A 23,460-nucleotide genomic window follows, 5' to 3' on the forward strand; every position below is an offset into this window, starting at 1 on the left:
ACCCCGCCTGGAGCACGCCATGCCCGCCCCTTCCGCCACCGCACCCCCCGCCCACCAGGGCGTCCGCGTCAGCGGCCTGCGCCGCGCCTTCGACGGCAGGACCGTCCTGGACGACGTCCATCTCACCATCGCGCCGGGCGAGTTCGTCGCCCTGCTCGGCCCCAGCGGCTCCGGCAAGAGCACCCTGCTGCGCGCCCTCGGCGGCCTCGACCCCGGCGCCGAGGGCCACGTCGAGGTGCCGGAGCGCAGCGCCGTCGTCTTCCAGGAGCACCGCCTGCTGCCCTGGGAACGCGTCTGGCGCAACGTCACCCTCGGCGTGCGCGGCGGCGACCTGCGCGCCCGCGCCGTCGCCGCCCTGGCCGAGGTCGGCCTCGCCGAACGCGCCGACGCCTGGCCGGGCACGCTCTCCGGCGGCGAGTCGCAGCGCGTCGCCCTGGCGCGCGCCCTGGTCCGTACGCCCCAACTGCTGCTGCTCGACGAGCCGTTCGGCGCGCTCGACGCGCTGACGCGGCTCAAGGCGCAGCACCTCGTCGAGGCCCTGTGGGAGGAGCACCGCCCCTCGGTCCTGCTGGTCACCCACGACGTCGAGGAGGCGCTGCTGCTGTCCGACCGCGCGCTGCTGCTGGGCGGCAACGCGATCGCCGCCGAGTTCGTCGTCGACATCCCCCGTCCCCGTCCCCTGGACCACCCGGAGCTGGTGCGGCTGCGCACCGAACTGCTCGCCGGTCTCGGCGTCCACGCCCCGGCCGAACACGGAAGGACCGCCTGATGTCCCGGACCCACGCCGCCCCGACCACGACCCCGACCACCGCCCCCCTCACCGAGGAGCTGACCGCCGACGTCCTCGTCGTCGGCGGCGGCCCCGCCGCCACCTGGGCCGCCGTCAAGGCCGCCGAGTCCGGTGCCTCCGTCGTCCTGGCCGACAAGGGCTTCTGCGGCAGCTCGGGCGCGACCGCCGCCGCGGGCACCGGCGTCTGGTACGTCCCCCCGCACCCCGACGCCCGCGAGGCCGCCATGGCGTCCCGCGAGGGCCTCGGCGGCCATCTCGCCGACCGCCGCTGGATGGCCCGCGTCCTCGACCAGACGTGGGAGAACATGCACGAGGTCGCGTCCGTCAGCCGCTACCCCTTCCCGGTGGACGAGCGCGGCGAGCAGCAGCGGCGCGGCCTCCAGGGGCCTGAGTACATGCGGCGGATGCGCGTCCGCGTGCAGCGCGCGGGCGTCCGCGTCCTCGACCACTCGCCCGTCCTCGAACTGCTGCTGGACGAGCACGGCGCCGTCGCGGGCGCCGCGGGCCACCACCGCCAGGCGGACCGGCCCTTCCGCGTACGGGCCGGGGCGGTCGTGCTCGCGACGGGCGGCTGCGCGTTCCTGTCCCGGGCGCTGGGCTGCGACGTGAACACGGGCGACGGCTACCTGATGGCGGCCGAGGCGGGCGCGGCGATGTCGGGCATGGAGTTCTCCAACGCCTACGCGATCGCCCCGGCGTTCACGTCCGTCACGAAGACCGCGTACTACGCGTTCGCGACGTTCTACCACGCCGACGGCACCCTCCTGGAGGGCGCGGGGAGCACGAAGGGGCGCTCGGTCATCGCCCGCACGCTGCTGTCCGAGGGCACCGTCCTGGCACGCCTCGACCGCGCGGGCGAGGAGCAGCAGCGCGCGATGCGCCTCGGCCAGGCCAACTTCTTCCTGCCCTTCGACCGCCTGGGCATCGACCCGTTCACCGACCTCTTCCCGGTGACGCTGCTGGCCGAGGGCACCGTGCGCGGCACCGGCGGCATCCGCATCACGGGCGACGACTGCGCCACGGGCGTCCCCGGGCTGTACGCGGCGGGTGACGCCGCCACGCGCGAGCTGATCTGCGGCGGCTTCACCGGCGGCGGCAGCCACAACGCCGCCTGGGCCATGTCGTCGGGCACCTGGGCGGGCCGTGGCGCCGCCGCGTTCGCCCGCGGCCTGGGGGAACGCGCCCACCTCCGCCGCCTGACCCCCGCGGGCGGCACAGGCCTGCGCCCCACGGGCACACCCGGCGGGGCCGACGGGCACCGCGAGGTGACGGAGGCGGTACGCCGCGAGGTGCTGCCGTACGACAGGAACCTGCTGCGCGACGGCGCCGTCCTCGCGCCCGCCCTCGAGCGGCTGCACGGCGTCTGGGCGGCGGCCCGCGAAGGGCTGCGCGGCCACGGCAAGGACGCGATGCGCGCCCGCCGCGCCGCGGCCATGACGGCGACGGCCCGCTGGATGTACACCGCCGCGCTGGCCCGCGAGGAGACCCGCGGCATGCACAAGCGCCTGGACCGGCCGTTCCAGGACGACCCCGGCTCGCGCCACCGCCTGGTCACGGGCGGCCTCGACACGACGTGGAGCGTCCCCGAGACGGCGCCCGTCCCGGCGGGGGTGGCCCTGTGATCGAGATCGTGTCCGCCGAGCGCTGCATCGGCTGCGACAAGTGCGTCCTGGCGTGCCCCACCGACGTGTTCGACCGGGGCGAGGACGGCGTGCCCGTGATCGCCCGGCAGGACGACTGCCAGACCTGCTTCATGTGCGAGGCGTACTGCCCGGTGGACGCGCTGTTCGTCGCGCCGGAGACACGGCCCCTGCCGGAGGACTCCGCACTGCGCGACGAGGCGCTGCTGACCTCCACCGGCCTGCTCGGCAGCTACCGCGCCCGCATCGGCTGGGGCAGGGGCCGTACGCCCGGCGCCCGCCTCGCCGTGGGCCCCGAACTGCCGCGCGCCCTCCCCACTCCCCCGCCCGCCGCCCCGCCCAGAACCACCTGAGAGGCACCACCATGCACTTCACCCGTACCGGACGCACCGGACGCACGGGACCCGCCCGTTCCCTCCCCCGGCGCCTGCTGGCCGCCGTCGCCCTGCCGCTCGCGCTGACCGCGGCCGTCAGCGGCTGCTCCGACGAGGCCGCGGGCGACTCGGGCGACGGGGGCGGCGGCAGGACGCTGCGCGTGGGCGTCATCGGCTCGCGCGCCCAGCTGAGCGGCCCGATCGGCTACCTGGACCAGCAGGGCGATCTGCTGCCGGCGCTGGAGGAGTTCGGCTTCGACAGCGTCGAGGTGTCGCCGTTCCCGAACGGTCCCGACCTCAACCAGGCGCTGGTGGGCGGCAGTCTGGACGTGGCGAGCTACGGCGACACGCCCGCGCTGGTCGCGCGCGGCAGCGGCCTGGACACGCGGCTGATCGCGCTCGGACTCGTCGGCAACGACGCGTCGATCGTCGTCCGCGACGACGGTCCGCGCAGCATCGAGGAGCTGGCGGGCAAGCCCATCGCCGTGCAGACCGGCTCCTACATCCACCGCTACCTGCTGGGCGCGCTCCAGGACGCGGACGTCGAGCCGTCCGAGATCCTGCACATCTACACCACCGACACCGAAGCCCCGCTGGAGCGCGGCGACATCGCCGCCGCCGCGATGCCGCAGGTGAACGCCGAGGTGTTCGAGCAGCGCGGCTACCGGATCATCGACCACCTCGCCGAGGACCACCCGGACTACGCGGGCACCAGCGCGACCGTCTCCACCGGCGCGTTCCTCGACGACCACCCCGGATTCGCGGCCCGCTGGCAGGAGTTGCAGACCCAGGGCGTGGAGCTGGCCAGGTCCGACTTCGCCGCCTACCAGGACTACGCCGTCTCGCTCTCCGACTTCCCCGAAGAACTGGTGCGGGAGACCACGCGCGAGGACCAGCTGCCGGACACCGCGTTCCCCGAGCGCGGAATCGAACTGCTCACCGGCACGAAGGAGTTCCTGGTGGAGCAGGACTTCATCGACGAGGACTTCGACCTGGACGACTGGATCGTGGACGGGGACGAGGCGTGACAGCGCCGGACGTCACCGATGTCACGGACGCCACCGACGTCCTCGTCCTCGGCGGCGGCCCCGCGGGCGCCTGGGCGGCCCTGGCCGCCGCCGAGGCGGGCGCCCGCGTCGTCCTGGCCGACAAGGGGTACCTCGGGACGAGCGGCGCCGCCGCCTCCGGCGGCAACAACCTCTGGTACCTCCCGCCCGACCCCGCCCTGCGCGCCCGCGCGATCGCCGAACGGGAGCGCCTCGGCGGCCTGCTGACCGACCACCGGTGGATGGCGCGCGTCCAGGAGGAGACGTACGGGCGCGTCAACCGCCTCGCGGAGTGGGGCTACCCGTTCCCGCGCGACGACGAGGGCGTCGAGCGCCGCAGCAGCCTCCAGGGCCCCGAGTACATGCGGCGGCTGCGGCGGCGCGTGCACCGCTCGGGCGTGCGCGTCCTCGACCACCACCCGGCGCTCGAACTGCTCGCGGACGCCGACGGCACGGTCACCGGCGCCGCCGGGCTGCGCCGCCAGGAGGGCTTCGCGCCCTGGCGGTTGGCGGCCGGGGCGGTGGTGCTCGCGACGGGCGGCTGCGCGTTCCTCTCCGGCGCGTTCGGGCTGAACGTCGACACCGGCGACGGGCACCTGATGGCGGCCGAGCTGGGCGCGGAGCTGTCGGGCATGGAGTTCTCCGCCGTGTACGGGGCGTCCCCCGCGTTCGGCAACCACACCAAGGGCCTGATGATGCAGTACGCGACCTACTACGACGCGGACGGCACACGGCTGCCCGCCCGCGGCCTCGCCACCCGCGACGTGCTCGCCTCCCGGCTGGCCGAGGGCCGCGAGGTGTACGCGCGGCTCGACCTGGCGCCGCCGGCCCTGCGCGCGCGGATGCGGGCCGCCCAGCCCAACTACTTCCTGCCGCTGGAGAAGGCGGGCATCGACCCGTTCACCGAGCCCTACCCGCTGCGGCTCGTCCTGGAGGGCACGGTGCGCGGCACCGGCGGCATCCGCCTCACGGGCGACGACTGCGCCACCGGCGTGCCGGGCCTGTACGCGGCGGGCGACGCCGCCACGCGCGAGCTGGTCACCGGCGCGGCCAGCGGCGGGGGTTCGCTCAACGGCGCCTGGGCGATCTCCTCCGGCACCTGGGCGGGCGCGGGCGCGGCACGCTTCGCCCGCGCCCGGGGCGCCCTGCCGGGCCACGGCGCGCTGCGCGCCGCGGGCCGCGCCGGGCTGCGGCCCGCACGCTCCGGGACGGCCCCGGCGGACCGCGCGGCGGTGGACGGGCTGGTGGCCGCCGTGCAGGAACGCGTCCTGCCGCTCGGCCTCAACTGGTTCCGTTCGGCGGCCGGTCTGCGCGCCAGCCTCGCGCTGCTCGCCGAGCGGTGGGCGTACGCGTCCGGTGAGCTGTGGGCGCGCGACGGCAGGACGACGCTGCGCGCCCGGGAGGCGAGCGCGATGACGGCGCACGCCCGCTGGTCGTACACGGCCGCGCTCGCCAGGGAGGAGACGCGCGGCGTCCACCGGCGCACCGACCACGCGGCGTCCGACCCGGCGTTCGCGCACCGGCTGCTGGTCTCGGGGCTCGACCGGATCACGGTGCGGCCCGACCCGGTGGCGCCGGTGCTGTCCGGTGTCACGGCGGGGGTGGCGCCGTGATCGAGGTGGTGAGCGACAGCCGCTGCGTGCGCTGCGACATCTGCGTGAAGGTCTGCCCCACCGACGTGTTCGACCGGGACGCGGACGGCCTGCCGGTGATCGCGCGGCAGGGCGACTGCCAGACCTGCTTCTCCTGCGAGCTGTACTGCCCGGTGGACGCGCTGTACGTGGCGCCGCTGTCCGGGCCCGCGCCGGAGGGGTCGCCGCACCGGGACGAGGCGGCGCTGGCGGCGTCGGGGGCGCTCGGCGCGTACCGCGCCACCGTCGGCTGGGGCGGCGGGCGCACGCCGGGCAGCCGGGCGGACGCCAACCACCGTTTCACGGCCGGGATGACCGGCCAGCCGGGCGAGCGTCCCGCGCCGCTGGCCGAGCCGGCGCTGCCCCCGCCCGCGCCGCGGGCGACCTGACGCAGGGCGCCGGTCCCGGTGCGGCAGGGCACCGGGACCGGCGCCCTGCGGGAGCGGTCCTGCAGTGGTGCGGGGAGCGGCTGGCCTGTCGTTCCCCGCACCGTGCTGTTCTCGCGCTGCCGGGACCCGGCCGTGGCCGGTCCCGGGACGGGTCAGGAGAAGTGGGGCAGGACGCGCTCGGAGAGCAGGCGCATCGTGCGCACCGAGTCCTCCACCGCCATGTCACCGCTGGCGACGAGGAAGCTGATGGTGATGTCGTCGCCGTACAGGTCGCGGATCGCCTCCAGCTGGCCCGTGACGTGCTCGGGCGTCCCGACGAGGACCTTGTTCTCCCGGATGTGGTCGTCGAACGGGTCGCCGCCCTCGGGCGCCTGGGTCAGCTGCTCGTAGCCCTGGTACGCGCTGCTGCGGGTCGTCTTCCAGTCGGAGACGGCGTGCGCCAGCTTCGCGCCTATGCGGGCGTCCTGGTAACGGCCGCGCTGGTAGGCGGCGTCACCGTCGTCGTCCACGTACGCCGAGTAGCTCATGTGGACGTTCTCGGTGCCGGGCTCGTGGCCGGCCTCGGCCCACGCGGTCCGGTACAGCGAGAGCATGTACTGCGTCTGCTCGGCGGTGTTGATGCCCGGGACCATCATCAGGCCGTGGCCCGCGGCACCGGCCGCCGTGCAGGACTCCGGGGTCCTGGCGGTGGCGACGAGGATCGGCGGGTGCGGCTGCTGGTAGGGGCGGGGCAGCAGGGTGACGGGGCCGAACGAGTGGAACGTGCCGTCCCACACGGCGTCCTCCTCGGCCCACAGCGTGCGGACCGCCTCGATGCCCTCCCGGAACCGCTGGTGGCTCTCGTCGATCGGGATCTCGAAGGCCGTGAACTCCGAGGGCAGGAACGCGCGGCCGAAGCCGACCTCAAGGCGTCCCTTGGAGAGGTGGTCGAGCATGGCCAGCTTGCCGGCCAGCTGGATCGGGTGGCTGAACACCGGCAGGACCGCGCCGGTCACCAGCTTGATGCGCTCGGTGCGCGCGGCGACGGCGGAGAGGAACGCCACCGGATCGGGGCTGTACCCGCCGTAGTACGTGAAGTAGTGCTCCACGGTCCGCACGTGGCCGTAGCCCAGCTCCTCGGCGAGGACGGCGAGGTCGAGGGCCTCGGTGAAGTAGTCCGTGGGGCTCTTCTCGTCCGGCGAGATGACGGGGGCGAGATCGATTCCGAACTGCACTGGTACTCCCTGGTGGTGAGGATGGGCTGGTGGTGGGTGACGGGCTGCCTGACCGGCTCCGGCGGCGGGTGTGCGGGCCGGGCGGGTCAGTCACCGATGGCGGCGAGTTCCGGCGGGGACCACCTGAAGTACTGCCGCCGGTGGTACATGAGGGGCGCGCGGTCGTGGACGGCGCCGTCGCGCACCGTGCCGATCACGATGGTGTGGTCGCCGGCGCGGAGGGTGCTGTGCACCTCGCACTCGGCGTGCGCCACCACGTCGTCCGCGAGCACGGGGGCACCGCCCGCCCGCGCGGCGGGCCGCTGCGTCAGACCGGCGAACTTGTCGTCCGCCTTGCCGGCGAAGGTCTGGGAGATCCCGGCGCCGGAATCGGCGAGGAAATTCACCACGAAGAATCGCGAGTCGAGGATCGCGGGCAGCGTCGTCGACGACTCGTCGAGACAGACCAGCAGCATGGGCGGCTCCATCGAGAGCGCCGTCACGGTATTGGTCGTCAGGCCTCGCTGATTTCCCTCCCCGTCGACCGCGGTGATGACCGCGACGGGTGTGGGGAGAGTCCCGAAGATGCTCCGGAAACTCCCTGTCTCAATAGGCATCTGCACCTCGCCCTTCTGGCGGGTCGGCTTTCCGTGTAATTCAAGGTTCGCCGCCCGGGGCCTCAGGAACAAGGCGCACCTAACGTAATACCAGAATGACTTCGGGTGCACCCGGTACGGACTTCCCGGTTTCTTTTCCCCGCACCCCGCCGCCCTTTCACCGCCCGCCCCGCCCCATTCCCGTTCGCCGCACATTCACCAGGGCACAGAAAAGCGGCGGCGCCGCGACGCGGGTTACGCGTCACGGCGCCGCCGTGCGATGGCCGGATATCAGTACGTGGTCACTCCCATTCGGCCTGGAAGATCTCGATGATGTTCCCCTCGGGGTCCTCGAGGAAGAACGCGTTGGTCTGGATCGGCGGGTAGGGCGCCAGGTCCATCACGATCGGCAGACCCGCGGCGACGGCGATCTCGTGCGCCTTCTCGACGTCGTCCACGTGAATGCTGAGCTGGCTCACGCCGAGAACCGCGTTGTGGTTCGGCGGCATGGGCCGCTGCACCTTGACGATCGTGTCGTTCTGCACCAGCTCGATCGACAGGTCGCCGTAGCGCAGGAAGGTCGCCTTGACCCCGTAGTCCTCGAAGTTGTGCGTCAGCACGTGCTCGAACCCAAGCTGCTCCATGTACCACTTCGCGGTCGCGTCGACATCCGCGACGGAGAGGCCGACGGACAGGAAACGCATCCGGCTGAGAATCTTCTCGGGCGCACCGGAGGAAGCGTTCTGGCTCATGATTCGGATTCCTTTCATGGTGGGTTGTCCGCACCGCTGACGCAGCAGCGGTGAGTTCTAGGAGGTGGTGGCCGTCCCGGCGGCGGCCTCGGGGACGGCCGCGGTGACCGGGGGCTCCGCCTTCGGGGCGGGGGCGCGCAGGCCGAGCCACGAGATGAGGATGCCGACGACGCCGAAGAGCGTGGCCGTCAGGAAGCTGGCCTGGAAGCCGTCGATCCTGGCCGCGTCGCTCGTCCCGTTGGTGGCCGCCGTGAGGACACCGCTGATGGCGGCGGCGCCGACGCCGCTGCCGATCTGGAAGGACGCGATGATCAGGCCGGAGGCGATGCCCTGCTCGCGGTCCTCGACACCGCTGACGCCCGCCATGTTCATGGTGGAGAACGTCAGGCCGTTGCCGATGCCGTGCAGGATCAGACCCGGCATCAGGATCAGCGCGTACCGCGCGTCGGTGCCGACGGCGATCCACAGGCCGATGCCGAGGGTCTGCGCCGACATGCCCAGCACGGCGACGGCCCGGAAGCCGAAGCGGGAGACGAGCCGCCCGGTCAGGAACTGCGCGACCAGGACGACGGTCAGGCCGTACGGCAGCAGCTCGACGCCCGTGCGCAGGGCGCTGTGGTCCAGGAACTCCTGGAGGTAGATCGTCGCCGCGAACGCCCAGCCGATGCTGGAGCTGGCGAAGGCGAGCGCGAGGATGTTGGCCGAGCTGCGGGTGCTGGAGCGGAAGAGCCGCAGCGGGACGGCCGGGTCGGGATGCCGGTTCTCGACGAGGACGAACAGCAGGAGCAGCAGCAGCGAGGCGCCGAGCGACAGCAGGGTCCGCGCGGAGAACAGTCCCTCGTCGGGGATCTGCACCAGTCCGAAGACCAGCAGCAGGGCGCCGCCGGTGACCAGGACCGTGCCGCCGATGTCGTACGAACGGCGCGTGTCGCTCGGCCGGTCGGCCTTGAGGACCAGCGGGGTCACGACCATGACGGCCGCCGCGAGCACACCGGGCACGAAGAAGACGAGCCGCCAGTCTGCCGTGGTCAGCAGGCCGGACAGGACGAGGCCGATGCTGTAGCCGCTCGCGGCGGTGGCGCCGTAGACGGCGATCGCCTTGTTGCGCTCGGCGCCCTCGCGGTAGGTCGTCGTGATGATCGACAGGGCGGCCGGCGCGGTGAAGGCCGCGGCGATGCCCTTGACGATGCGGGAGACCACCAGCAGCGGGCCCTCGGAGACCAGGCTGCCCGCGATGCTCGCCGCGGCGAACAGGCCCATCGCGATGAGGAAGGTCCGCCGCCGCCCCAGCAGGTCGGCCGCCCGGCCGCCGAAGAGGAGGAAGCCGCCGAACGCGACGGTGTACGCGGACACGATCCACTGCAGCGACGTGTTGGACAGCTCCAGGTCCTCCTGGATGCTGGGCAGCGCCACGCCGACGATCGAGGTGTCGAGCGCGTCCAGGAACATCGCCGCGCACAGCACGGCGAGGGCGAAGCCCTTGCGCGCGCCCATGGCGCTCTCGCCGCTGCCGGTGCTCTGGTCGTTCACCTGTGCCATGTCAGACCCCCTGGCAATCGAAATTGCTGGACATCGTTTCCCTTTCGCATTTCCTGTATCGGAGCGGTGCGGGCACTGACCTGGCCGGTGAGAATCCGTCCGGTGGGCCGTCAGCGCTTCTGGGCGTCCTCGGGAAGCCCGGGAGGGCCGGCCGTCCACGGCCCGACACCACTTATCCGTTCGATTTTCACCCGCATGACATAGCCGTTGAGCTCGCTCAACTGGTCAGGCGGGAAAAGGGCGTCCGGCCCCATGTAGGTGAGTGCGAGACGCCGCAGAAGGGGAAAGGCTCCCCCTTCGGTGACCTCGGCGGTGCCGTACACCACGAGGTATTCGCGCAGCCCGCTGTCGTGGAATCCGTCGCCCTCGATGGTGAGGGCCACGCGACCGTCCTGCTGGAGATTCCGGGTCTTCCGCCACGCGTACATCGACGCGAACACGATGTCGCCCTCGTCCAGGCCGACCCACACACCGGTGACGTGCGGACTGCCGTCCGGATTCAGCGAGACGACATGCGCCAGCGCGGACGACTCGATCAGCCGCCGTGCCGATTCCGGCAGCGCGAAGGGAATCTCCCTCTCCTCATGAGAACCGCTCATGGTCCGTCCTTCCCGGGTTTCCCTCGTGGTACCGCCATTGATGTTCCGAGACATCAACAGTCTGCCGCCGGCAAGCGGCGGCCCCCAGGAATCGGACCAATGCCCGGATCACTACGTGCACTTAACGCAGCGACACTGCCTTCCCGCGTGCCGGTGGCGCGCGAGGAGGTGTCCGGTGCGGAGCGGGAGTGCATGCGACCAGCATGCCGATGGGGCCCGTGGTGTGCCTGTCCCTGAAAGGTGCAGGCACGGACGGCCGTTCAGGGGGCATGCTTCTTCCATGGAGCAGCGGACGGAACTCGGCAGATTCCTGCATTCGCGGCGCGCGCGGCTGACCCCGGAGGCCGTCGGGCTCATCGACTACGGCGGCCTGCGCCGGGTCCCGGGCCTGCGGCGCGAGGAGTTGGCGCAGCTCGCCGGTGTGAGCGTCGGCTACTACACGCGGCTGGAGCAGGGCCAGACGCCCCACGCCTCGGAGGCCGTGCTCGACGCGCTCGCCCGCGTGCTCCAGCTCGACGCTACGGAACGGGCGCACCTGCACGGCCTCGCCCGCCGCAAGCCGCGCACCAGGCGGCGCGTGAAGCCCGAACAGGTCAGGCCGAGCGTGCAGTCGATGGTCGAGTCCTTCGGGCGGCTGCCGGCGCTCGTGGTCGGGCGGCACGGCGACATGCTGACGTGGAACCGCACGGCGCACGCGCTGCTGGCGGGCCACCTGCCGTTCGACGCGCCCACGCGGGCGGCGGACCGGCCCAACGTGGCGCGGCTCGTGTTCCTCGACCCGCACTCGCGGGAGCTGTACGCCGACTGGAAGCAGAAGTCGCACGACACGGTGGCGGACCTGCGGATGACCGTCGGCAAGTACCCCGACGACCCGAACCTGGAGAAGCTCGTCGGCGAACTGTCGCTGAAGAGCGCCGAGTTCGCGGCACTGTGGGCGGCGCACCCGGTGCGTGCCTGCGTGCAGAGCACGCGGGACTTCCGGCATCCGCTGGTCGGTCCCATGACGCTGACCAACGAACTCCTCGGCCTGCCGAACGACGACGGGCAGCGGCTGTCCGTCTTCACGGCGGAGGCCGGCTCGTCCTCGGAGATCGCGCTGCGGCTGCTCGCCGACCTCGCGGAGGAGGGCAAGGGCGCCGACACCGCCCCCGTCCCCGCCTCCGTCGGCGAGGCGGCGGAGCGCGTCAGGACGTCCCACTGACAGACCGGGTCAGGAGCGGCGCATCCCCCCCTCGGCGCCACGCTCCTCCCGGTTCCCCGGTGTCCGCGGCTCCCCGGCGCGGACGCCCCCGTGCGGCCCGGCAGTCCCACGCCCCCGGATGCTGCCGGGCCGCACTCCGCCCGCCCCCTCACCAGGGCCGGGCGGGGTGCGGCGCACGGTCACCGGCTCACCAGTCGAGCGGCCGCCCGTCGCGGAAGAAGCCGCCGGTGGGGCCGTTGTCGGGCAGTTCGACCGCCCACATCACGCTGCGCGCGCCCTCGGACACCGGCCGCCCGCCCGCGCCGCCCATGTCGGTGGCGACCCAGCCGGGGCACACCGCGTTGACCAGGACGCCGTGCGCGCGCAGGTCGGCCGCGAGCATCCGCGTCGAGGCGTTGAGCGCCGCCTTCGACACGCAGTAGGCCGGGGCGCCCGCGCCCATCCCGGAGATCGAGCCGCCGCCGCTGGAGACGTTGACGATCCGGCCGTGCGGGCTCTCGCGCAGCAGCGGGACGAACGCCTGCGTGGTGCGCCAGGCGCCGAGCAGGTTGGTCTCCAGCGCCTGGCGCACCACGTCGAGGTCGGCGGTGGCCGGGCGCTGCCATGTGTCGTACAGGATCGCCGCGTTGTTGACGAGGACGTCGCAGCGGCCGTACGTGTCGGTGATCCGTGCGGCGAGGGCCTCGACCGTCGCCGCGTCGTCCACGTCGAGCCGCGCGGGCACGACGTCGAGGCCCGACGCGATCAGCGGCTTCGCCGCGGCCTCGCCCTTGGCGGGGTCGCGGGAGCCGAGGACGGCCGTGTAGCCGGCCTTGGCGAGCTGGCGGACGACTTCGAGACCGATGCCGCGATTGGCGCCGGTGACGACCGCCACCGGTGAACCGGCCCGGCCGCCGGAGGCGTTCCGGGCTGACGGGGTCTGGGCTGACATGAGTGCCTCCCGGCATGACGGCGGGCCGGGACCGCGCTCGGCAGCGCGGACACCGGCCCGGGGGAAGGTCTACTGTGCGCGGATCGCCCGGATGATCTGCGACGGGTCGGTGTACGACTTCCAGCGCGTGATCCGCCCGTTCCGGACGGTGAGCCACTGGATGAACTCTATCTCGAACTGACGCCCCGTCGCCTTGACGGTGCCCGTCTCGTGGATGACGCCCATGGCCTCGTCGCCGTCGACGACGAGCTGCACCAGGCTCTCGGCGCCCACGTCCACCGTGCCGACGAAGGTCTGGAAACTGGCCAGGACCTCCTCCGGGCCGCGGCAGGTGCCGATCCACTCCATGTCGTCGTTGTAACCGGCCACCGGCGAGTAATTGATCCATTCGACCTCGGGGTCGAGGAATCCCAGCGCCCGTTCGATGTCACCTCCGGTCAGCGCCTCGAACCATCCGGATGCGACCTCGCGTGTTCCGTCCATTGCGGTTCCCTTTCGCCGGTCCGGTCCCCGGGACCCGCGCGCCGGGAAAGCGGCGGGTATTCACCGGAGCGTTCTTCTGAGTTCCTGCCGCGATGGTGACCGCACGATGTGCGCGGGGGCAACGGTGATTGAACGAAGTAGCGCGGCGGCCCGGCCGAGGGGGCGGCGGTATGCCGTCGGGTACCAGTCATGCGAGTACTAGCCATCACGCGTCCCTTCTCCGCGGGGCGGCGGCGGAGGAGGATGGCCGCGAGAGGTCGGGCGTGCCAGGGGAGGGGATCGCCATGGGCCGTCGGCCCGCGCTGCCGGTGGAGGACAAGGTGGACATCGTCCTCGGCGTGCTCAGCGGATCGGTGTCCGCGGCCGAGGCGGCCCGCCGCAACTCCCTGTCGGGGCAGACCATCAGCGTGTGGAAGCGCACGTTCGTGGACGGCGGGCGCGCCTCGCTCGCCGGTGCCAGGTGCGCCCCGGCCGACGACGTGCTCCGCCTGACGCGCGAGCTGGAGCAGCTGCGCGCCGCGCTCGGCGCGGCCGAGGCGGAGCTGGGCAGGCTCCGGCGCGACGACGCCTGAGGCGCCGGGCGCGCGCCACGGCCGCCGCGTCACCTCCGTCCACTGCGTCAACTTGTACAAGCCTCCGCGGTGAGGTCCCGTGCGCTGTCTCGCCGCTCCGGCTGCGGGTTAACTCGAAGGCGAACCCACCGGAAGTCCGTGGGAAAAGACCGACGAGCCCAATACCCGGGAGAAGCGTATGGCCGACACGGAAACCACACGAGCCCTCGTCGTGAAACTCTTCACCGATGTGGCGGGCGGCAATGCCGAGGGCGTCCTCGGGGCGATGGCACCCGATGTCGCCCTGGAATTCCCCGGCAATGAGCTGAACGCCCGGATACCGGGCTACGGGAACTGGACCGGCCGGGACGGTTTCGCCGAACACCTGCGGCTGCGCAGTGAATTCGTGGACATCGTCGCGTTCGAGCGCCGGGCCGTCGTGGTGGACGGCGCGAACGCCGTCGTCCAGACCCACCAGCTGATCCGCCACAAGGCGGGCGGCACCGAGGCGCCCACCGACTTCAACACCTTCCTCACCTACGGCGACGACGGCCTCGTGACCCACTGCAAGGTGGTCTTCGACTCGTCGGCCGAGGTCGCGATGTGGCGCGCCGAGTCGAACGCGCTGCTGCTGTCCGCCGTCCGGAGCGGGAGCCTCGCCGAGGTCCACCGCGTCCTCGGCGCCGGGGCCGACCCGAACCAGCGCGACGCGGAGACCGGCCTGACGGCGCTGCAGACCGCCGCCGGGCTCGGGAACGCCGCCGTCACCGCCGCCCTGGTCGAGGCGGGGGCCGACGTCCACTCCGCCGACAGCAGGGCCGGGGGCACCGCGCTCCACAAGGCCGTGCAGCGCGGCGACCTGGACACGATCCGCGTCCTCGTGGGCGCCGGCGCCTTCATCGACGCGGTGGCCCCGACCACGGGCCACACGCCGCTGATGGACGCGCTCTGGTACAAGTGGCCGGACATCGTGGCCTACCTGCTCGACCAGAACGCGGGCCTGGGCCTGTACACGCACTACGGGTTCTCGCTGCGCGAGCACTTCGAGTACGAGCTGAACGTGAACACGCGCGGCAAGGAGAAGCTGCTCGCCGCCGAGAAGCTGCTCGCCGACCGCACCGCGGCCGACGAGCGCGCCGCCCAGGAACAGCGGCTGATGGCCGCGGTCGCCGCCGGTGACGCCGCCGCCGCCCGCGCCGAACTGGCCGCCGGCGCCGCCGTGGACGCGCGCTTCCCGGTCGTCAACGGCTTCAACGACGCGCACACCCCGCTGCTGGTGGCGTCGCGCGACGGGCACACCGAGATCGTCCGCGACCTGCTCGCGGCCGGGGCCGACGTCAACGCGACCGAGCCCACGTTCGGCGCGGTGCCGCTGCACAAGGCGGTCTACAACGGGCGGGCCGACATCACCCGCCTCCTGACCGAGGCGCCGGGCATCGACCTGGACTTCCAGGGCGCGACCAACGGGTACAGCCCGCTGCACGACGCCCTGTGGCACGGCTACGAGGAGTGCGCCCGCATCCTCCTCGCCGCCGGGGCGCGCACCGACCTGGTCGGCCACGACGGCAAGACCCCGCGCGACATCGCCGAGGAGAGCTTCGGCGCCGGCCACCCGCTGGTCGTCGCGCTCAGCCGGTGACGGACGCGCCCTCCCGTACCAGCACCACCCCCAGTCACTCCCTGCATCCCTGTGAAGGAGCCGGACCATGCTGTTCTACGTCCAGATGAAGTGGAACCACGAAGGCCGCATCACCCTCGACGAGCTGTGGGAGATCGAGCGCGAGGAGGCCGAGCACGCGCAGGAGACCGTCGATTCCGGTTTCTGCGTCGGCATCTGGAAGGTGGCCGCGCAGAAGCGCGTCATCGCCATCATCGATTCCCCCGACGCCGAGGAGCTGGACCGTACCGCGCTCGGACGGCTTCCGATGCGCGAGTACCTGGAATTCGAAGAGGTCTGGCCGCTGCGTGACTACCTCGGCTTCGCCGAGGACGTCAAGCTCCGCTATCAGGTCTGAGGGGAAGTCCGCCATGATTCACCAGTTGATTTTCGCCGCGCCGCGCCCGGGAATGACGGTCCAGGAGTTCCAGCGCTACTGGGTCGAGGAGCACGCGGTGCGCTATGCGAGCAGGATTCCGCAGATCAAGCGGTACGCGGTCGACACCACCATTCCGCAGCCCGGTGAGAACCCGCTGTGGCAGGGTGTCGCGGAGATCTGGCTGGAGAACGAGGAGGAGCAGGTCGCCTCGTTGCAGACGCCGGAGTTCCTGGAGGGCGCCCGCCTGGACGAGCCGCGCTGGGCCGCGTTCTGGCAGTCCGTGGTGCTCGACACGGACACCGAGACCGTCGTGCAGGGCGAGCCCGAGGACGCCGTGCAGCCGGGCGTCAAGCTGATCGTGCTGGGCAAGCGGCGGGAGGGCATGTCCCGGGACGAGTTCCGGGAGTACAGCCGCCGTACGCACGCCCCGCTGGTGCGCGAGGTGCCCGGCGTGCGGCGCTTCTACCAGTCGTTCACGCGGGATGGCTGGTACGCGATCAGCGAGCCGCCGTTCGACGTGGCCTACCACGTCTGGTTCGACGACCTGGCGGCACTGGCCGAGGCCAGGCTGACGCCGGAGCGCGCCGCCGTCCTGGCCGACCGCGCCTCGTTCCTCAACGAGGACTACGTCCACACGCTGCTGCTGCGCCAGCACTGGATCATCGGCCCCGAGGCACGCTGAGCCATCCCGGCGCGCCGCCGGCCGCGTCCCTGCCCCGGGGCCCGGCGCCGCGCGGCCCCCGGCCCCCCGTACCGTCACGGGGGGCCGGGGGCCCTTTCTCGTTCCCGCGCGTTCCCGCGCGCGGCGCGGGCGCGTCAGCCGCCGTACGCCGCCATGGCCGCGGCCCACTCGTCGAGCTTCGCCAGCGTCTCGTCCTTCGTCCACGGGTCGGCGAAGAAGAGGACGCGCTCCGGTTCGAGGGCGGCGGCGCGCTCCAGTTCCGCCGGGTCGCCACCGACGAAGAAGCTCAGCCGCGGCTGCGGCTTCCCCTGCTCGGCGGCCAGCTTCCTGATGCCGGCCACCTCCTTCTCGACCCGGTCGATGTCGAACAGCGGCGGCATCATCCAGCCGTCCGCGAGGTCGAGGACGCGCTGCGGCATCTTCGGGCTCCAGCCGCCGAGCAGCACCGGCGGGCGGGGCCGCTGCACCGGCTTGGGCCACGACAGGACGGGCCCGAAGTCCACGTGCTCGCCGTGGAACTCGGCCGCGTCCTGCTCCCAGATGCGGGTGATCGCGGTCAGCCGCTCGCGCAACACGGAGAAGCGCCGCGCCGGGTCGACGCCGTGGTTGGCGATCTCCTCGGTGATCCAGCCCGTGCCGACGCCGAAGACGAGCCGGCCGCCGGAGAGCAGGTCGAGGCTGGCGGCCTCCTTGGCGGTGATGATCGGGTCGCGCGTGCTGAGCAGGATGACGCCGGTGCCCAGCAGGAGGCGGCTGGTGGCCGCCGCCATCGACGTCAGGGTGACGAACGGGTCCAGCATGTGGGAGAAGTAGCGCGGCATCGGCTCGCCGCCCGGCAGGGAGATGTCGAGCGCCGGTATATGGGTGTGTTCCGCGACGAAGACGGAATCGAATCCGCGCTCCTCGGCGGCCGCGCCCAACTCCGCGGGTGTGATAGCACGCTCCTGCGGATTGTTGGTCTCTGCGGAGACGAACACGGAGAGCCCGAACTTCATCTTGCGCTTCCTTTCTGCTGGGGCCGAGCCTCTCGGCTGGGAGACGTGGCACATTACAGTCCGGCGCGGGAACGTTCCAGACCATGTTGTGGTCAGGCAGAAAAGGGGGCGGCGGGCGGTTTTTTTGTTCCCCCTTTGCCGAGCCGCACTAGGATTGAACGCTCGCATGACCGGAAGCGCGGCGCGACTCCGGCATAACGGGCGTCACGGCATTTCCCGTCCGCCGGCCGCTGCCGTCGCCTCACAGAAAGGCGATCGCCTTGGACATCCGAAGCGAACTGTCCGATTTCCTGCGCTCGCGCCGGAGCCGGATACCTCCCGAGGCGCACGGGCTGCCCGGCGGCGGGAGGCGCAGGTCGCCGGGGCTGCGCCGCGCGGAGGTGGCCCAGCTCGCCGGGATCAGCGTGGACTACTACATCCGGCTCGAACAGGGCCGCGCGGGACGCCCGTCGTCGTCCGTGCTCGACTCCCTGGCGCGCGCCCTGCTGCTGACGGCCGGGGAGCGCGACCACCTCTACCTGCTCGCCAGGGACCAGAACGCGCCGCGACCGTCGGCCGCCGCCGAGCACGTGCGCGGCGGTGTACGGCGGCTGCTGCACGTCCTGTTCCCGACGCCCGCGTACGTCCTGGGGCGGCGGATGGACGTCCTGGCCTGGAACGACGCGGCGTCCGCGCTCTTCGGCGACTTCTCCGCGATGCCGGAGGACCGCAGGAACCTGGTGTGGCACCTCTTCCGCGTACCGGCGGCGCGGTCGCTCTACCCGGAGTGGGAGCGTGTCGCGCGGCAGGGCATCAGCCATCTGCGGGTCTCGGCCGCGCGGCACCGCGACGATCCGGGGATCGCCGCCCTCGTCGCCGAACTGGGCAGGACCAGCGCGGAGTTCCGCGCGATGTGGGCGATGCACGACGTGGAGGACCGCAGCAGCGGGCGGAAGACGTTCGACCACCCGGTCGTCGGGCGGCTGACGCTGGACTACGAGGCGCTGCAGCTGCACGACGGGCCGGACCAGCACCTCGTCACGTACACGGCGCCGTCGGGCAGCGCGTCGCAGCACGGTCTCGACCGGCTGGCGGCGATGTGCGCGCGGCGGGTCGTGGTGCTGGGGAGCGCGGGCGCCCCCGAGCCGGCCTCCTGAGAGGCCGGGCGCGGGGGCGCGGGTCGGTCGGGCGGGGGTGGTCAGGCGGGGTTCGCGGGCTCGTCGACCACGGTGACGGCGGTGTCGAGCCCGGCGAGGCGCAGGGCCTCCCGGAAGGCGGGTGACGCGCCGACGACGAACACCTGCGCCTGGCCCGGCAGTTGCTGCTGGGCGAAGGCGAGGCAGCGCAGCCCGGCCGCCGTCGGGACGGGCATGCCCCGTACGTCGACGACCAGGCGGGACGGGCTGCCGCGCAGCGCGTGGTCGACCTGGGCGCGGAACGCCTCGACCGCGGCCTCGCCGGGGGCCTGCGTGAGGCTGACCAGGGCGGAGCCGCCGGGGGTTTCGCTCGATGCGTGGAAGGTCATGGCTGTACGTCCTCCTTCAGAGGGCGGACTTCAGAGGGCGGGCCACCAGCGCCAGCGCGCTGTGTGCGGCCAGGGAGTGGTGCGGTGACGGGCACGGGGGTTCCGCGCCCGCCCGGTGCGCCTGCCGTCCCGGCGGCGCGGCCGTGTCGGCGAAGAGGTGCCAGCGGGTGCCGGGCGGGGGGTCGGGGACGCGCAGGGCGCGCGGCCCGTGGCCGGAGTTGACAGCCAGGTAGACGGTGCTCGGCGGGCCGCCGGGCGACGGCCGTTCCTCGTGGAGCAGCGCGGCCAGCAGCGTCGAGCCCTCGGACCAGTCGGGCTGTCCCGGCTCCTCCCCGTGCCAGCTCACGGGCGGCAGCGGCCAGCCGTCCGGCAGGGTGTCGACGGGGTGGTGCTCGCGGCGCAGGACGGGCTCGGCGCGGCGGAACGCGAGGCAGCGCCGGACGAACGTGTACAGGTCGCGGTGGCGCGCGAGCCCGGCCCAGTCGAGCCAGCCGGTCGGCGAGTCCTGGCTGTAGGCGTTGTTGTTCCCCCGCTGGGTGCGGCCGAGTTCGTCGCCCGCCGGGAACATGGGGACGCCCTGGCTGGTGAGCAGCAGCAGGAACGCGTTGCGTGCCTGCCGTTCGCGCAGCCGCCGGATGTCGAGGTTCCGTGTCGGGCCCTCGTGGCCGCAGTTCCAGCTGTCCTCGTCGGCGACGCCGTCGCGCCCGCCCTCGCCGTTGGCCTCGTTGCGCCGCCGCTCGTACGTGGTCAGGTCGGCGAGGGTGTATCCGTCGTGGCAGGTGACGTAGTTGACGGAGGCGGTGGCCGGGCGGCCCGCGTAGAGGTCGGGCGAGCCCACCAGGCGTGTCGCGAACTCGGCGACGCTGCCGGGCCGTCCGGCCAGCAGGCGGCGCGCGGCGTCGCGGTAGCGCATGTTCCACTCGGCGAACCGGCCGTGGTGCGGGAAGGAGCCGACCTGGTAGGCGCCCGCCGCGTCCGTCGCCTCGGCGATCAGCCTGCGCCCGGCGAGCACCGGGTCGGCGGCGATCTCGGCGAGCAGGGGCGGCTCTTCGAGGAGGGCGCCGTCCGTGCCGCGCGCGAGGATCGACGCCATGTCGAAGCGGAAGCCGTCGACGCGGTACTCGGTGGCCCAGTGCCGCAGGCAGTCGAGGAGGAAGGCGCGGGTGACGGGGTGGTTGGCGTTGACGGTGTTGCCGGTCGCGGTGAGGTTGCGGTAGGCGCCGTCCGGGCCGAGCAGGTAGTAGGCGGGCTCGTCCAGCGCGCGGAACGACAGCAGCGGCCCGCGCCGGTCGCCCTCGGCCGTGTGGCCCAGGACGACGTCGAGCAGCACCTCGATGCCGGCCGCGTGCAGGGCCTTGACCAGCTCCTTCAGCTCGCGCCCCGGGCCGCCCGGACGGCGGTCGGCCGCGTAGGCGGCCTTGGGCGCGAGGAAGCCGACGGTGTTGTAGCCCCAGTAGTTGGGCAGCGGCCGCCCGGTGGCGGGGTCGGTGTACGTGTTGTCGGTCTCGTCGAACTCGGCGACCGGCAGCAGCTCCACGCAGTTGACACCCAGTTGACGCAGATAGGGGATCTTCTCGCGCAGCCCCGCGTACGTCCCGGGCCTGGCGACGCCCGAGCTGCCGTGCCGGGTGAAGCCGCGGACGTGCAGCTCGTAGACGACCAGGTCGGCCGCCGGGATGCCGGGCGGCCGGTCGTCCCCCCAGTCGAACGAGCCGTCCGGCAGGGCGGACCGGTACGCGGGCCGCTCCCCCCACGCCCCGCCGCCGCCCAGCTCGGCCGCGTACGGGTCGAGGAGCACCGGCGAGGGTCCCGTTCCGCCGGGCCGGGGCGCGACGCGGAAGCCGTAGTGGAACGTGCCGGGGACCAGCCCCGGCACGGTGACGGTGTGCAGGCCTCCCGCGCCGGGCGCGCGGTCCATGCGGATCTCCCGCAGGACCGCCCCGTCGTCCGGGCGCATCAGCACCAGCCACGCGTCGGGCGCGGCGGTCCGCAGGGCGAAGCGGACACCGCCGGGGACGACGTGCGCTCCCGGCGGTGCCGCGGTGGTGGTGGCGGCGGTCACGGATCGCTCACCCGTCCGCCGGCCGCACCCTGGCCTGGACGGTGACCGGCGCCGACGTGGCGGGCAGCCGGACCGTCATGGCCTGCGGGTCGAAGTCGCCGTACGGCGCGCCGTCGATCAGCACGCGGTCCAGCACGACCCGGCCGGGCGGGAACACGTCGGGCGACACCCGCAGCAGCCGCCCCGGGTAGTCGGCGTCGGGCCGCGGCCTGAACCACAGGTCGAGCGGCTCGCGCCGGATCAGCAGCCGCGTGTACACCTCGGCGAGGTAGCACAGCTCCGCCTTGTGGTACATGCTCATGGCGTGGCTGCCCTTGAGGCGCTCGTTGCCCATCAGGAAGGGCAGGCCCTGGGCCAGGACGGTGAAGAAGACGCCGCCCTCGTCGTGGTCCAGGAAGAAGGAGTTGTAGAACGCGGACGACTCGCGCGCGTGGGTCAGGAACTCGTCGGAGCCGGTGCTGCCCGCGAGGATCAGATAGGCGAGGATCGCCTGCTCCTGCTGCCACCACGTCTTGTGGTCGTGCCAGACGAAGTGGTGGCGCCCGTTCTCCGCGGTGCGCTCCAGCAGGTCGTACCAGCCGCCGCGCCGGATGTCGCGGCCGAAGTCCGGCATGGTCGCGCCGATGCGCTCGGCCAGGGCGCGGTACTCGCGCTTCGGCACGGCGCCCTGCATGCGCGTGAGGTTCCAGGCGATCTTCAGGTTGTGGCCGATGACGGCGCGGTCCTGCTGCCAGCCCCAGGTGCGGTCGGGCGTCCAGTCGCCGTGGAAGCGCTCCTGGACGAACGGGCTCGGCGGGTGGGAGCGGTCCGGCATGTGGGTCACGATCATGTCGAACGTGTGCTCCAGCATGCGGAGATGGCGCTCGTCACCCGTGGCGAGGTAGAGGTTGAAGAGGTACGCGGGGGCGTGGTCGCCGACCGAGTTCCAGTTCTTGCGGGCCCGGTTGGGGCCGAGCGCGTCGTGGAACGGGCTGAGGGTGACCGGTTCGATGTGCGACCAGTAGCCGCCCCCGACCGGGTCGGCGAAGTGCTTGTCGAACAGGCGCAGCGTGCCCTCGATGTCCGCGAGGATCTCGGGCGACCCGGTGAGGCGGTACGTCTGCGTGAGCCCGACCAGCGCGTAGATCTGCTCGTACGCCGGGATGGCGCGGTAGTCGTCGCCGAACTCCGAGGCGAACAGCTTGAATTCGCGCATCCCCGTGTTGTCCACGCCGTGGTACCAGTAGACGGTGTCCTCGTCCGGGTCCTCGAAGCGCATATGGTCGTGCAGGTAGCGCGAGCCGCGCTCGGCGACGGTGAGGAAGTCCTCGTCGCCGGTAAGCATGTACGCGCTCGCCATGCCGTAGACCATGCGGGAGACGGTGTCGGCCTCCTGCACCTGGACCTGCGTCTTGTGGCCGCTGCCGCGGATCTCCGTCCGGTAGTCGCCGAAGTCGATCTCGCCCTCGCCGAACTGGGACCGCCGGTAGAAGCGCGCCAGCTGCCGCAGCTGCTCCACCCACCAGCCGTCGCGCTCGAACGGCCACGCGCCGTCGGGCGCGTTGACGACGGTGAGCTGGGACGCCTGGTAGTGCGGGCCGTCCGCCTCGGGGTAGACCGGGCCGTGGCAGAAGACGAACGTGCCGGGCAGCAGCACGTCGTACAGGCTGCCGCTGACGTCCTCGTACGGCTGCCCGAGGTTGCGCATCCGCTGGCCCGAGGTGGTCGCGGTCAGGTGGACGGTGACCTCCTGGCCGTCCAGGGTGCGCAGCGCGACGCGCCGGTCCTGGCGGCCGATGACGTATCCGGCGGTCGTGTCGGAGTAGGTGAACGGGAGCTGCGCGTTCCCCTCGCCGGTGCCGGTGCCGGTCATGAGCCGGCCCCCGCGGGCGGGTCGAGCCGGTCGATGACGGCGCGGGCCAGCAGGTGGCTCACGCCGACGGTGCGGCCCGTCACCAGGTCGCGGTCCACGGCGACGTCGAGGTCGGTGTAGTGCGCGCCCATGTTGCGCACGTCGCCGACGAGGTTGTTGTGGCAGGTGAGCTGGCGGCCGCGGACGAGTTCGGGCGCGGCGGTGACCAACATCAGGCCGTGGCAGGAGAACGCCTTCACGAGCTGCGGCATGCGGAAGGCGCGGCGCATCAGCTCGACGGCGGGCGCGAGCCGGTCGACGTCCTCGCTGTAGCGCAGCCGGTCGGCGACCTGGCCCGACGGCACCACGAGGGCGGCGTACCGGGACAGTTCGGCGTAGTCGAGCGCCTCCAGGTCGCCGGAGACGGTGAGCGGCGCGCCGCGGTCGTGGCCGGTGAAGCGGAGCGAGGGCTGCCCCCACAGGCGCGTCAGCAGGACGACCTCGGCCCCCTCCTCGGCGAAGCGGCGCTGGTAGTAGGAGATCTCCTCCTCGAGGAAGTCGCCCTCCACCAGGATGCCGATGCGGCGGCCGGTCAGCCGGCCGTCGACGGACGGATTGTGGCTCATCGGTGGGTC

General features: G+C 72.8%; 24 protein-coding genes. 12 read left to right on the forward strand and 12 right to left on the reverse strand.

Annotation, left to right across the window (positions count from 1 at the left end; all coding sequences use genetic code 11):
* Positions 1 to 19: 19 nt before the first annotated feature.
* From ACIBPC_RS21575 to ACIBPC_RS21600, 6 genes are read left to right on the forward strand one after another with little or no spacing between them, the layout of a single operon-like run.
* Positions 20 to 769 (forward strand): ABC transporter ATP-binding protein, encoded by a 750-nt coding sequence (locus tag ACIBPC_RS21575; RefSeq protein WP_362968635.1) that lies wholly within the window; start codon positions 20 to 22, stop codon positions 767 to 769.
* Complete coding sequence (locus ACIBPC_RS21580) at positions 769 to 2,412, forward strand: FAD-dependent oxidoreductase (protein ID WP_398846790.1); 1,644 nt, start codon at positions 769 to 771, stop codon at positions 2,410 to 2,412. The genes ACIBPC_RS21575 and ACIBPC_RS21580 overlap by 1 nt, the downstream gene beginning before the upstream one ends.
* Positions 2,409 to 2,783, forward strand: a complete 375-nt coding sequence (locus ACIBPC_RS21585) for a 4Fe-4S binding protein (protein WP_398846791.1) — start codon at positions 2,409 to 2,411, stop codon at positions 2,781 to 2,783. Before ACIBPC_RS21580 ends, ACIBPC_RS21585 begins: the two co-directional genes overlap by 4 nt.
* 11 nt (positions 2,784 to 2,794) lie before the next feature.
* Positions 2,795 to 3,832 (forward strand): ABC transporter substrate-binding protein, encoded by a 1,038-nt coding sequence (locus ACIBPC_RS21590; RefSeq protein WP_398846793.1) that lies wholly within the window; start codon positions 2,795 to 2,797, stop codon positions 3,830 to 3,832.
* Positions 3,829 to 5,463: an FAD-dependent oxidoreductase gene (locus ACIBPC_RS21595; RefSeq protein ID WP_398846795.1), complete on the forward strand. Its 1,635-nt coding sequence runs from the start codon at positions 3,829 to 3,831 to the stop codon at positions 5,461 to 5,463. Before ACIBPC_RS21590 ends, ACIBPC_RS21595 begins: the two co-directional genes overlap by 4 nt.
* A complete protein-coding gene (locus ACIBPC_RS21600; protein ID WP_362968630.1) occupies positions 5,460 to 5,870 on the forward strand; it encodes a ferredoxin family protein in 411 nt (136 codons plus the stop codon). Before ACIBPC_RS21595 ends, ACIBPC_RS21600 begins: the two co-directional genes overlap by 4 nt.
* A gap of 152 nt (positions 5,871 to 6,022) precedes the next feature.
* On the opposite strand, the gene ACIBPC_RS21605 is transcribed toward ACIBPC_RS21600, so the two are convergent.
* From ACIBPC_RS21605 to ACIBPC_RS21625, 5 genes are all read right to left on the reverse strand, one after another.
* Positions 6,023 to 7,084: an LLM class flavin-dependent oxidoreductase gene (locus tag ACIBPC_RS21605; protein ID WP_362967326.1), complete on the reverse strand. Its 1,062-nt coding sequence runs from the start codon at positions 7,082 to 7,084 to the stop codon at positions 6,023 to 6,025.
* A gap of 86 nt (positions 7,085 to 7,170) precedes the next feature.
* A complete protein-coding gene (locus ACIBPC_RS21610) occupies positions 7,171 to 7,875 on the reverse strand; it encodes a flavin reductase family protein (RefSeq protein WP_398846798.1) in 705 nt (234 codons plus the stop codon).
* Between the two features lie 86 nt (positions 7,876 to 7,961).
* Positions 7,962 to 8,411, reverse strand: coding sequence for a VOC family protein (locus tag ACIBPC_RS21615; protein ID WP_362967322.1), 450 nt, complete (start codon positions 8,409 to 8,411; stop codon positions 7,962 to 7,964).
* A gap of 57 nt (positions 8,412 to 8,468) precedes the next feature.
* On the reverse strand, positions 8,469 to 9,950 hold the full coding sequence (locus tag ACIBPC_RS21620) for an MFS transporter (protein WP_362967320.1): 1,482 nt from the start codon (positions 9,948 to 9,950) through the stop codon (positions 8,469 to 8,471).
* A 110-nt stretch (positions 9,951 to 10,060) separates the two neighbouring features.
* Positions 10,061 to 10,549: a TIGR03618 family F420-dependent PPOX class oxidoreductase gene (locus tag ACIBPC_RS21625; RefSeq protein ID WP_362967318.1), complete on the reverse strand. Its 489-nt coding sequence runs from the start codon at positions 10,547 to 10,549 to the stop codon at positions 10,061 to 10,063.
* 280 nt (positions 10,550 to 10,829) lie between these two features.
* Here ACIBPC_RS21625 and ACIBPC_RS21630 point away from each other — a divergent pair, with 280 nt between their 5' ends.
* Positions 10,830 to 11,750 (forward strand): helix-turn-helix transcriptional regulator, encoded by a 921-nt coding sequence (locus tag ACIBPC_RS21630; protein WP_398846800.1) that lies wholly within the window; start codon positions 10,830 to 10,832, stop codon positions 11,748 to 11,750.
* 187 nt (positions 11,751 to 11,937) lie between these two features.
* Here ACIBPC_RS21630 and ACIBPC_RS21635 read toward each other — a convergent pair whose 3' ends face one another.
* Both ACIBPC_RS21635 and ACIBPC_RS21640 read right to left on the reverse strand, forming a co-directional pair.
* Positions 11,938 to 12,681 (reverse strand): SDR family oxidoreductase, encoded by a 744-nt coding sequence (locus ACIBPC_RS21635; protein WP_362967314.1) that lies wholly within the window; start codon positions 12,679 to 12,681, stop codon positions 11,938 to 11,940.
* A gap of 69 nt (positions 12,682 to 12,750) precedes the next feature.
* Positions 12,751 to 13,164, reverse strand: coding sequence for a nuclear transport factor 2 family protein (locus tag ACIBPC_RS21640; RefSeq protein WP_362967312.1), 414 nt, complete (start codon positions 13,162 to 13,164; stop codon positions 12,751 to 12,753).
* Between the two features lie 284 nt (positions 13,165 to 13,448).
* On the opposite strand from ACIBPC_RS21640, the gene ACIBPC_RS21645 reads away from it, so the two are divergent.
* The 4 genes from ACIBPC_RS21645 (at position 13,449) to ACIBPC_RS21660 (ending at position 16,433) form a co-directional block, all read left to right on the forward strand.
* Positions 13,449 to 13,736, forward strand: coding sequence for a transposase (locus ACIBPC_RS21645; protein WP_362967310.1), 288 nt, complete (start codon positions 13,449 to 13,451; stop codon positions 13,734 to 13,736).
* Between the two features lie 178 nt (positions 13,737 to 13,914).
* Complete coding sequence (locus tag ACIBPC_RS21650) at positions 13,915 to 15,354, forward strand: ankyrin repeat domain-containing protein (RefSeq protein ID WP_362967308.1); 1,440 nt, start codon at positions 13,915 to 13,917, stop codon at positions 15,352 to 15,354.
* A gap of 67 nt (positions 15,355 to 15,421) precedes the next feature.
* On the forward strand, positions 15,422 to 15,730 hold the full coding sequence (locus ACIBPC_RS21655; RefSeq protein ID WP_362967306.1) for a muconolactone Delta-isomerase family protein: 309 nt from the start codon (positions 15,422 to 15,424) through the stop codon (positions 15,728 to 15,730).
* 13 nt (positions 15,731 to 15,743) lie between these two features.
* Positions 15,744 to 16,433 carry an EthD family reductase gene (locus ACIBPC_RS21660; RefSeq protein ID WP_362967304.1) on the forward strand — a complete coding sequence of 230 codons (690 nt, stop codon included), beginning with the start codon at positions 15,744 to 15,746 and terminating at the stop codon, positions 16,431 to 16,433.
* Positions 16,434 to 16,567: 134 nt separating this feature from the next.
* On the opposite strand, the gene ACIBPC_RS21665 is transcribed toward ACIBPC_RS21660, so the two are convergent.
* A complete protein-coding gene (locus ACIBPC_RS21665; protein WP_398846803.1) occupies positions 16,568 to 17,428 on the reverse strand; it encodes an LLM class F420-dependent oxidoreductase in 861 nt (286 codons plus the stop codon).
* A gap of 260 nt (positions 17,429 to 17,688) precedes the next feature.
* On the opposite strand from ACIBPC_RS21665, the gene ACIBPC_RS21670 reads away from it, so the two are divergent.
* Positions 17,689 to 18,564, forward strand: a complete 876-nt coding sequence (locus ACIBPC_RS21670; RefSeq protein ID WP_362967300.1) for a helix-turn-helix transcriptional regulator — start codon at positions 17,689 to 17,691, stop codon at positions 18,562 to 18,564.
* Between the two features lie 41 nt (positions 18,565 to 18,605).
* On the opposite strand, the gene ACIBPC_RS21675 is transcribed toward ACIBPC_RS21670, so the two are convergent.
* Genes ACIBPC_RS21675 through ACIBPC_RS21690 form a run of 4 tightly spaced genes read right to left on the reverse strand, consistent with a single transcriptional unit; the run spans position 18,606 to position 23,451 of the window.
* Positions 18,606 to 18,932, reverse strand: a complete 327-nt coding sequence (locus ACIBPC_RS21675; protein WP_398846805.1) for an STAS domain-containing protein — start codon at positions 18,930 to 18,932, stop codon at positions 18,606 to 18,608.
* 16 nt (positions 18,933 to 18,948) lie between these two features.
* A complete protein-coding gene (locus ACIBPC_RS21680) occupies positions 18,949 to 20,994 on the reverse strand; it encodes a glycogen debranching protein (protein ID WP_398846807.1) in 2,046 nt (681 codons plus the stop codon).
* 7 nt (positions 20,995 to 21,001) lie between these two features.
* A complete protein-coding gene (locus tag ACIBPC_RS21685) occupies positions 21,002 to 22,846 on the reverse strand; it encodes an AGE family epimerase/isomerase (protein WP_398846809.1) in 1,845 nt (614 codons plus the stop codon).
* Positions 22,843 to 23,451: a DJ-1/PfpI family protein gene (locus tag ACIBPC_RS21690; protein ID WP_398846810.1), complete on the reverse strand. Its 609-nt coding sequence runs from the start codon at positions 23,449 to 23,451 to the stop codon at positions 22,843 to 22,845. The genes ACIBPC_RS21685 and ACIBPC_RS21690 overlap by 4 nt, the downstream gene beginning before the upstream one ends.
* Between the last annotated feature and the right edge of the window lie 9 nt (positions 23,452 to 23,460).

It is taken from the genome of Streptomyces sp. NPDC049879, assembly GCF_044461265.1.
Classification (GTDB): domain Bacteria; phylum Actinomycetota; class Actinomycetes; order Streptomycetales; family Streptomycetaceae; genus Streptomyces.

What these genes read in the sequence shown, in the direction of transcription:
- ACIBPC_RS21665 (WP_398846803.1), bottom strand. Translation starts at nt 17,428, where the DNA reads ATGAAGTTCGGGCTCTCCGTGTTCGTCTCCGCAGAGACCAACAATCCG.
- ACIBPC_RS21650 (WP_362967308.1), top strand. Translation starts at nt 13,915, where the DNA reads ATGGCCGACACGGAAACCACACGAGCCCTCGTCGTGAAACTCTTCACC.
- ACIBPC_RS21610 (WP_398846798.1), bottom strand. Translation starts at nt 7,875, where the DNA reads ATGTGCGGCGAACGGGAATGGGGCGGGGCGGGCGGTGAAAGGGCGGCG.
- ACIBPC_RS21675 (WP_398846805.1), bottom strand. Translation starts at nt 18,932, where the DNA reads ATGACCTTCCACGCATCGAGCGAAACCCCCGGCGGCTCCGCCCTGGTC.
- ACIBPC_RS21645 (WP_362967310.1), top strand. Translation starts at nt 13,449, where the DNA reads ATGGGCCGTCGGCCCGCGCTGCCGGTGGAGGACAAGGTGGACATCGTC.
- ACIBPC_RS21620 (WP_362967320.1), bottom strand. Translation starts at nt 9,950, where the DNA reads ATGGCACAGGTGAACGACCAGAGCACCGGCAGCGGCGAGAGCGCCATG.
- ACIBPC_RS21685 (WP_398846809.1), bottom strand. Translation starts at nt 22,846, where the DNA reads ATGACCGGCACCGGCACCGGCGAGGGGAACGCGCAGCTCCCGTTCACC.
- ACIBPC_RS21630 (WP_398846800.1), top strand. Translation starts at nt 10,830, where the DNA reads ATGGAGCAGCGGACGGAACTCGGCAGATTCCTGCATTCGCGGCGCGCG.
- ACIBPC_RS21655 (WP_362967306.1), top strand. Translation starts at nt 15,422, where the DNA reads ATGCTGTTCTACGTCCAGATGAAGTGGAACCACGAAGGCCGCATCACC.
- ACIBPC_RS21615 (WP_362967322.1), bottom strand. Translation starts at nt 8,411, where the DNA reads ATGAGCCAGAACGCTTCCTCCGGTGCGCCCGAGAAGATTCTCAGCCGG.
- ACIBPC_RS21635 (WP_362967314.1), bottom strand. Translation starts at nt 12,681, where the DNA reads ATGTCAGCCCAGACCCCGTCAGCCCGGAACGCCTCCGGCGGCCGGGCC.
- ACIBPC_RS21580 (WP_398846790.1), top strand. Translation starts at nt 769, where the DNA reads ATGTCCCGGACCCACGCCGCCCCGACCACGACCCCGACCACCGCCCCC.
- ACIBPC_RS21660 (WP_362967304.1), top strand. Translation starts at nt 15,744, where the DNA reads ATGATTCACCAGTTGATTTTCGCCGCGCCGCGCCCGGGAATGACGGTC.
- ACIBPC_RS21640 (WP_362967312.1), bottom strand. Translation starts at nt 13,164, where the DNA reads ATGGACGGAACACGCGAGGTCGCATCCGGATGGTTCGAGGCGCTGACC.
- ACIBPC_RS21575 (WP_362968635.1), top strand. Translation starts at nt 20, where the DNA reads ATGCCCGCCCCTTCCGCCACCGCACCCCCCGCCCACCAGGGCGTCCGC.
- ACIBPC_RS21625 (WP_362967318.1), bottom strand. Translation starts at nt 10,549, where the DNA reads ATGAGCGGTTCTCATGAGGAGAGGGAGATTCCCTTCGCGCTGCCGGAA.
- ACIBPC_RS21690 (WP_398846810.1), bottom strand. Translation starts at nt 23,451, where the DNA reads ATGAGCCACAATCCGTCCGTCGACGGCCGGCTGACCGGCCGCCGCATC.
- ACIBPC_RS21590 (WP_398846793.1), top strand. Translation starts at nt 2,795, where the DNA reads ATGCACTTCACCCGTACCGGACGCACCGGACGCACGGGACCCGCCCGT.